The organism is Streptomyces sp. NPDC058685 (assembly GCF_042714725.1).
Taxonomy (GTDB): Bacteria; Actinomycetota; Actinomycetes; order Streptomycetales; family Streptomycetaceae; genus Streptomyces.
On record NZ_JBHXSL010000037.1, the window covers coordinates 70,886 to 77,513 of the forward strand.

The 6,628-nt window shown below is 70.4% G+C and carries 8 protein-coding genes and 1 pseudogene; 1 reads left to right on the forward strand and 8 read right to left on the reverse strand.

Going from position 1 to position 6,628, the window contains the following annotated elements; genetic code table 11:
- Positions 1-7: 7 nt before the first annotated feature.
- Positions 8-334 carry a DUF6193 family natural product biosynthesis protein gene (locus ACFWU3_RS25850; RefSeq protein WP_384442148.1) on the forward strand — a complete coding sequence of 109 codons (327 nt, stop codon included), beginning with the start codon at positions 8-10 and terminating at the stop codon, positions 332-334.
- Here the strand turns inward: ACFWU3_RS25850 and ACFWU3_RS25855 are convergent.
- The 8 genes and pseudogenes from ACFWU3_RS25855 to ACFWU3_RS25890 all read right to left on the reverse strand — a co-directional run.
- Positions 318-563, reverse strand: a complete 246-nt coding sequence (locus ACFWU3_RS25855; protein ID WP_384442151.1) for a hypothetical protein — start codon at positions 561-563, stop codon at positions 318-320. The genes ACFWU3_RS25850 and ACFWU3_RS25855 overlap by 17 nt on opposite strands.
- A gap of 130 nt (positions 564-693) precedes the next feature.
- Entirely contained in the window at positions 694-1,929 is a 1,236-nt protein-coding gene (locus tag ACFWU3_RS25860; RefSeq protein WP_384442154.1) for a cytochrome P450, read from the reverse strand.
- A complete protein-coding gene (locus tag ACFWU3_RS25865) occupies positions 1,926-2,915 on the reverse strand; it encodes an amidohydrolase family protein (protein ID WP_384442156.1) in 990 nt (329 codons plus the stop codon). The genes ACFWU3_RS25860 and ACFWU3_RS25865 overlap by 4 nt, the downstream gene beginning before the upstream one ends.
- Positions 2,912-3,796, reverse strand: a complete 885-nt coding sequence (locus ACFWU3_RS25870; protein ID WP_384442159.1) for an NAD(P)-dependent oxidoreductase — start codon at positions 3,794-3,796, stop codon at positions 2,912-2,914. Before ACFWU3_RS25870 ends, ACFWU3_RS25865 begins: the two co-directional genes overlap by 4 nt.
- A complete protein-coding gene (locus ACFWU3_RS25875; protein WP_313946699.1) occupies positions 3,793-4,134 on the reverse strand; it encodes an antibiotic biosynthesis monooxygenase family protein in 342 nt (113 codons plus the stop codon). The genes ACFWU3_RS25870 and ACFWU3_RS25875 overlap by 4 nt, the downstream gene beginning before the upstream one ends.
- A 525-nt stretch (positions 4,135-4,659) precedes the next feature.
- Positions 4,660-5,421: a histidine kinase gene (locus tag ACFWU3_RS25880; RefSeq protein WP_384442162.1), complete on the reverse strand. Its 762-nt coding sequence runs from the start codon at positions 5,419-5,421 to the stop codon at positions 4,660-4,662.
- A 107-nt stretch (positions 5,422-5,528) separates the two neighbouring features.
- Positions 5,529-6,140 carry a hypothetical protein gene (locus tag ACFWU3_RS25885; RefSeq protein WP_384442165.1) on the reverse strand — a complete coding sequence of 204 codons (612 nt, stop codon included), beginning with the start codon at positions 6,138-6,140 and terminating at the stop codon, positions 5,529-5,531.
- Between the two features lie 12 nt (positions 6,141-6,152).
- A pseudogene (locus ACFWU3_RS25890) lies at positions 6,153-6,628 on the reverse strand (hypothetical protein); the annotation flags it as partial.

A 6,628-nucleotide genomic window follows, 5' to 3' on the forward strand; every position in this document is an offset into this window, starting at 1 on the left:
CGACGACGTGGACCCGGCGCTGGGGCGGGCCGCCTACGCGCAGCCCCGCCTCCGGCAGCTGTTCCCCTGGATCGGCATGGGGGAGCCGCACGTCAGTCGCTGCACCGAGCATCCGCCGACATGGGACGTCCCCTGCATCGCCCCGCGATCGGGCGGCGGCTTCCTCGTGGCCGGGCCGTCGCGGTCGCGGACCGTCGGCGGGGCCGACACCGCGGAAGCAGCAGTCGCGCTGGTGGCGCGGCTGCTGCCGCCCGGCTGCGGCCGCGCTTTCGTCGGCAACCGGCACGAACTCGCGGCTCGGGAACAGAAAGGGCCGGTCAGGAATCCGCCGTGAAGCGCACCGACCAGGCGTAGCCGCTCAGGTTGTCGTGCGGGACCCGGCGCACTTCCGTGACGTGGCATCCGTCGTGGGCGTATTTGAGCGCGAAACGGTCGAGGCGCTGTGCGTCGGTGAGATCCTCCATCGACAGTGGCGCGCCGATGACGAGGTCTTCATGAAGGACCGGTTCCTGCGCCGCGGTGTCCGAGCAGGCCGGGCAGTGGTGCGTTCTGGGAAGGGCCATGTCGTCAGTGTGCTCCTCGGGAGCACACCGGCAAGGGCCGACGCGTCACCGGACAGGGGTGAACGCCGCCGTCCGCTGTCCCGAAAGCGGCCCGTGGGCCGGGACAGCGGACGGCGGCGCGTGGTGCCCGTTACGGCTCCAGCACGACCGGCAGTGCCGAGAGGCCGCGGAAGGCCGGGAACGGGACCTGGAGCCAGGCCGGCTCCTGCGCCGGGTCGGCGAAGGCCAGCCGCGGGAAGCGGCCGAGCAGGCTCGTCAGGGCGATCTGCGTCTCCATCCGGGCCAGCGGCGCTCCGAGGCAGTAGTGACTGCCGTTGCCGAACCCCACGTGGGCGTTCTGCGCGTTGTCGGGCCGGGACACGTCGAACTCGTCCGGGGAGTCGAACTTCCGCGGATCGCGGTTGGCCGAGGTGATCGCGATCTGCACGAGCGACCCCTTCGGGATCCGCGTCCCGGACATCTCCACGTCCTCGGTCGCGAAGCGGAACGTCGCGCTCTCCACCGAGCCGTCGTAGCGCAGCACTTCCTCCACCGCCCGGCCCATCAGCTCCGGGTCGTCCTGCACGGCGCGCAGCTGTGCGGGGTGGGAGAGAAGGTGCTGGACCGCGTTGCCGATGAGGTACGCGGTCGTCTTGTGACCCGCGAACATCAGCAGGAACGCCGTCGAGACGAGCTCGTTCTCGGTGAGGCCGCCGTCCTTGTCCCGCGCCTCGGTGAGCGCGCTGAGCAGGTCCTCCTCCGGGTGGCTGCGCTTGCGCGCGATGAGGTCCGAGAAGTAGCGGTGGAGGTTCTCCTCCGCCTGCTGCTGCGCGCGCTTGGACTCCTCGCTGAAGCCGGTCTGGGCCACCGTCGTGGACCAGGTCTGGACGTCCGACCGCTCGTCCTCCGGCACACCGAGAAGTTCGCAGATCACCGTGATGGGCAGCGGGAAGGCGAAGGCGGGGAGCAGGTCGAACGCCTCCCGCTTCGGGCACGCGTCCAGCAGCATGTCGGTGATGCCCTGGATCTTCGGCCTCAGCGCCTCCACACGGCGGGGGGTGAACCCCGAGTTGACCAGCTTGCGCAGCCGGGTGTGCTTGGGCGCGTCGGCGTTGAGCATGTGGTCGTCCAGCGCCACCGACGAGTCGCCGAAGATTCTCCGGTACGCGTCCATGGCGCCGTACATGTCCTTGCTCAGCCGCGGGTCCGACAGAGCGGCCCGTGCGTCCTCGTACCGCGTGATGAGGTACGTGTCGATGCCGTGCGGCGGCTTCATCGGACAGACGGGCTGGTTGTCCCGCAGGTGTTCATAGACCGGGTGCGGGTTCCGCCGGAACTCGGGAGTGCACCGCTCGGCTGCGGCGGCGGGGTCTTGCGTGGTGGTCACGGACGACTCCTGAGGTCGAAGAGGGCCTCGGCGTTGCCGCCGAGGATGCGCTGCTGGGCCGCTTTGTCGACCGGCAGCTTCTCGATCATGCGGACCCACTCCGTCAGCGGCATCGACATCGGCGGCGAGTCGGTGCCGAACAGCATCCGTTCGGGCCCCAGGACCTCCGCGTTGAGGCTCAGGTGCGCCTCGCTGAGGGGACTGGTGTCGACGTACATCCGCTGGAGAGCCGCGCCCGGGTCGGCGGCGGGCGCGACGGGCTGCGTGGGCGGGGTGCGGGTCTCCCCGGGCCGCGTGGACGGGGCCCCGGCGGGCGGACCCCAGTGCCGGGGCCGCGCCGCCGTCTGGAGTCGCTCCGCCAGCAGCGCCATCGCACCGCCGCCGGTGGCACCGATGAGCCGCAGGTCCGGGTACTTCTCCAGCCAGCCCGCGAACGCCAGCATGGCCATACCCATGGTGAGGTCGCCGAAGCGGCCGATCTGCTCGACGAAGCCCATGTTCTCGACGTGCTCCATGCCGACGGGTTCGGCCGGGGCGTGCACCATGACCGGCACTCCCGCCTCCGCGGCCAGCGCGAAGAAGGAGTCGGCCCGCGGGGAGGCGAGCAGCTCGCCGTGGACGCTGGAGGTGGTGATCAGACCGACGAAGGCGGGGTCCGCCAGCGTCTCCCTGACACCCTCCAGATGGTCGTCGTCGCCGAACGGGTTGGCGTACACATATCCGCGCAGCTGGTCCGGGAACGAGGCGATCAGGCCCGACATCCAGGCGTGGAAGCTGCGCAGCCGGTCCCTCGGCTGGGCGTAGTTGTCGACGCCCGGGACCCGTGCCATCGCGCCGGCCCCGACGGGGCTGCCGATGATGGTCAGGTCGATCCCGGCCTCGGCGCGGGCGGCGAGCATGCCGTCGACGTCGGTCAGGGCGGGCGGCATCGGGAAGCGCTGCGCGGCTTCGGGCGGGGACAGGTGCCCGTGAATGTCGATGATCATGCGCCGACTCCCGTGTCGGGCACGATCGCGCGGGTCACCGCGGCGCAGTCCTCGTCGCCGAGGCCCTGCTCGGTGGCGCGGATGTGGGTCTCCGCGGCAGCGGCGGTGAGCGGCAGGTGCAGCCCGGCGGCCGCGGCCTGCTCCGTGGCGAGCGCGAGGTCCTTGGCCATCAGACGCAGCCGGAAGTCCGGCTTGTCGTATCGCCCGGCGGCCAGTCGCTTGGACTTGAAGGCCATGACCGGGGAGGCGAACCCGCTGCCCGCGATGGTCGCGAGGACCTGCTGCCGGTCGAGTCCGGAGACGGCGGCCAGTTCGGCGGCCTCGGCCATCGCCTGGACCTCGATGCCCATCAGCAGGTTGAGGAGCAGCTTCATCCGCATGCCCGAGCCGAGTGCGCCGAGGTGGACGACCTCCTTGCCCAGCATGTCGAGCAGCGGCCGGCCCGCGCTGAAGACCCGCTCCTCACCGCCGACGAACAGCCGCAGGTCTCCGCTGCGGGCGTGGTCGCGGTTGCCGAGCATGCCGACGTCCAGCACGGAGGGCTCGTCGCCCACCAGTCGGACGACCTCGTCCGGGGAGACGGTGCTCGCGCAGATGATGGCTCCGGGGTACGACCCCCCGGCCAGGACCCCGTCGGGTCCCCGCAGCACCGCGCGGAGCGCCTCGCCGTCGGCCACGGTGCATATGGTCGCGCTCGTGCCCTCGACGGCTTCTATCGGCCGGGACGCGGCGACGGCACCGGCCTTGGTCAGCGGCTCGGCGCGCTCCGGGGTGCGGTTCCACACCCGCACCTGTACGCCCTGGTCGAGCAGGCGACCGGCCAGGCCGGCGCCCATCGTGCCGAGTCCGAGCACGGCGACGGGTCCTTGGGTGGGCGTCATGACTTCACCTCCGCGGTCTCCTTGACGACACGGAAGCGCAGCGACTGGGTCGAGTCGACCCACTTGCGCAGGGGAGCCACCATCTCCTGGTGCTCGTCGCTCTGCTGCCAGGCGAAGAAGGCCTCAGGGGTCTCCCACTCGCTGGTGATGACCCACTGACGGGAGCCCTCCTCCACGGGTTCTCCGAGACGGTCGATGATGTGACCGGGAGTGCGGGCGACGGACTTCCGGATCTGGTCGTACATCTCCAGAAACCCTTCCTCGCAGCCCTCGGTGACCTGGACGGCGAAGACGACGGAAAGCCTGTCGGCCGAATGGCCGTTCTGCACAGTGCCCATATCTCCTCCTGGTGGGTGAGCTCTGCTGGGACACGCCTCCTACCGACTCATGGGCCCAGCGCCGCTGCAACTCCACGGCGGGGAGGGCGCCATGGGGCCACGGCGCCTCCCACGAGGGGTCGCCCGTACGGGTGAGGGCTGAAGTCGCCCCTGTTCAGGCATTCCTGGTACGGAGCGTCGACGGGTGTTCACGGGGCGGCGCGATGGGGCCATTCGAGTGGCGGAGAAGGCCGGCCGGCGAGGGGTCCCGGGCTCCGGATCCGGTGCGCCGAGGAGCGCCCGCCAACAGGACGAAACGGCTCCGGGCCGGTGGCACTGTGCCACCGGCCCGGAGCCGGCTGAGGGCGAAGACTGTCCTATCCATGGGTGCCCCCTGTCCCCGCAGCGGACGGGGGGCCGAAGGCACCTGCACGGCCTGCCCCTCAGACCGGCACCTCCTCCTAAGCCTGTCGGCCGCCGGACCACGCCTGCCTTACCTGCCGACCCCGCGCAGCAGACCCCTACAGCACCGTCTGACAAGCCTTCCTAGCGCCGGTGAGTCGTGGCCTCCCGGAGCTCGCCCTGGTCGGGCAAGAGGCCGGTGATCCGCATCCAGACCGTTTTGGCGTCCACGAGCACGAGCCTGAAGGTGCTCACCGGGGTGATCCGCTCCGCAGGCACAGGCTCGGTGGGCAGCTCACGCAGCCAGTAGCCGAGAGGACCGCAGTCCCAGACAGCGAAGCCGCGCGTCTCCACACCGTCCTGGCCGTCGTGGCGGGCCTGCCAGGCTGCGGTCAGGCGCCAGCTCGACCGAAGGTCGGAGATCAGGCCGGTGACGACCGTCAGCGCAGGCTCGCTGAGGCTGCCGCCCGTTGCGAGAGCCCGGCGGACCATCTCGCGCTCGTCGTCCGCGGAGCGAACGACGCCATCACCTTCCAAGACCGCGAGACCCGCCTCGACGGCGCCGATGGTCGTCTCCACCTCTGAGAGCGCGGCCTCCTGGGCCGCCGGTGCCTGTTGCAGGTTCACCATGTCGGCGAGCTTCCAGACCAGCATCTTCGGCTCGATACAGGAGTACTCGGCCTCGGCCTCGCCCGGCCATGCCTCGTGCACGACGACGTGCTCATCACCGATCAGCATGCCGTGGTGCAGCGCGCCCTGACGGCCGGCGGCCTCCAGCGAAATGACCACCCCGGGGGTGAGGACCGTCTTCATCAGCGGCAGCAGAAGATGGGACAGCTTCCCGTCCTCTTCGATCAGACCACAGTCCAGCAGCTCCTTCCGGGCCGCCGCGAGCTCGTCGGGCACCTCCCCCCTGCTGCCAGCTCTGAGAGCACGATCACATGGTCGTCGGCCATCCTGAAGCGGGACCGGGACATGTCGAACGAAGGCATACACACTCACTTGGTAGTCGCTCAGGCCTGGGACTCGGCCCAGAAGTTGAAGATCCTCGAGAAGCCCGCCCGCACGGCACCACGTCGCGTGAGCACGGCCCGGTCGACTCCGGTGAAGAGAGCCGCGAGGGAGATGTCGGCGGGCAGGGCCCGGCCCGCCGCCTGCACGGTGATCTTCCTGCCGCTTCCGAGGCCGGACTGCCGCACCGTGACGACGACACCGGGATCCTCGGCGTCGGGCTGCCGCGACAGGGTGTACGCCCGGCGGTTGATCGCCGTGAGCCTGTACGCGTCGCCCAGATACGTCATGTGCAGCGAGCGCCCCCGGTGCGTCGGCGCCCATCGGTTGCGGCTCATCCGCACGAGCCCGTCACCCACCCGGAGCGTCGCACGGTTCAGGGTCGGCATGGACACGACGTCCGTGTGCATGCCCCGCGTCTCAAACGTTGCCGCGGGGATCAGGCCACCGCGCACATCCGTGATGATCACGTTCTGCGCGTCCCGACCCGCCGGGTAGACCACCCGGATGTCGCCGAACTCCGGGGAAGTGCCCTGCCAGCCGAACTTCGTGCGCCCGGCAGGCTGTTTCTCCTTCCAGTACGCGAGAGTGAAAGGGCTGATGGTCGTGTGCATGTCTTTCCCTCACTAGTCGAACGGGTTGAGGGCGCCGCCCAGCTTCTTCGCCCCTCCGGCGATACCGTCCCCGATGTCCGATGCCTTGTCTCCGACCCAATCCCCCGCCTTCTCGATTCCCTCGCCGATGGCCTCGTGGTTGTCCCAGACCAGGCAGCCGGCGTAAACCACGCCTGTGCCGATCGCCAGGCCCGCCGTGACCGGGTTGGGTGCCACGGTCAGCGCGGTCATCGACGCGCTGAACGCCGTTCCGCTGAGGTCGGTGGCGAATTTCGAGGGATTGGCCTTGATCATGTCCGTGTCGTACGTGGCCAGGTTCGCCACGCCGTAGGCGGTCGCTGCCACACCGCCGACGACACCCGCGCCCCGGATCCATCCGGCGGCCTTCGCGGCATTCGCGGCATTCGCGATGCCACCCTCCTCCGCCACCAACACGCGTTTCGCTTCACCCGCCGACGCCAACGGCTCCGGGCCGCTGGCATCACGCC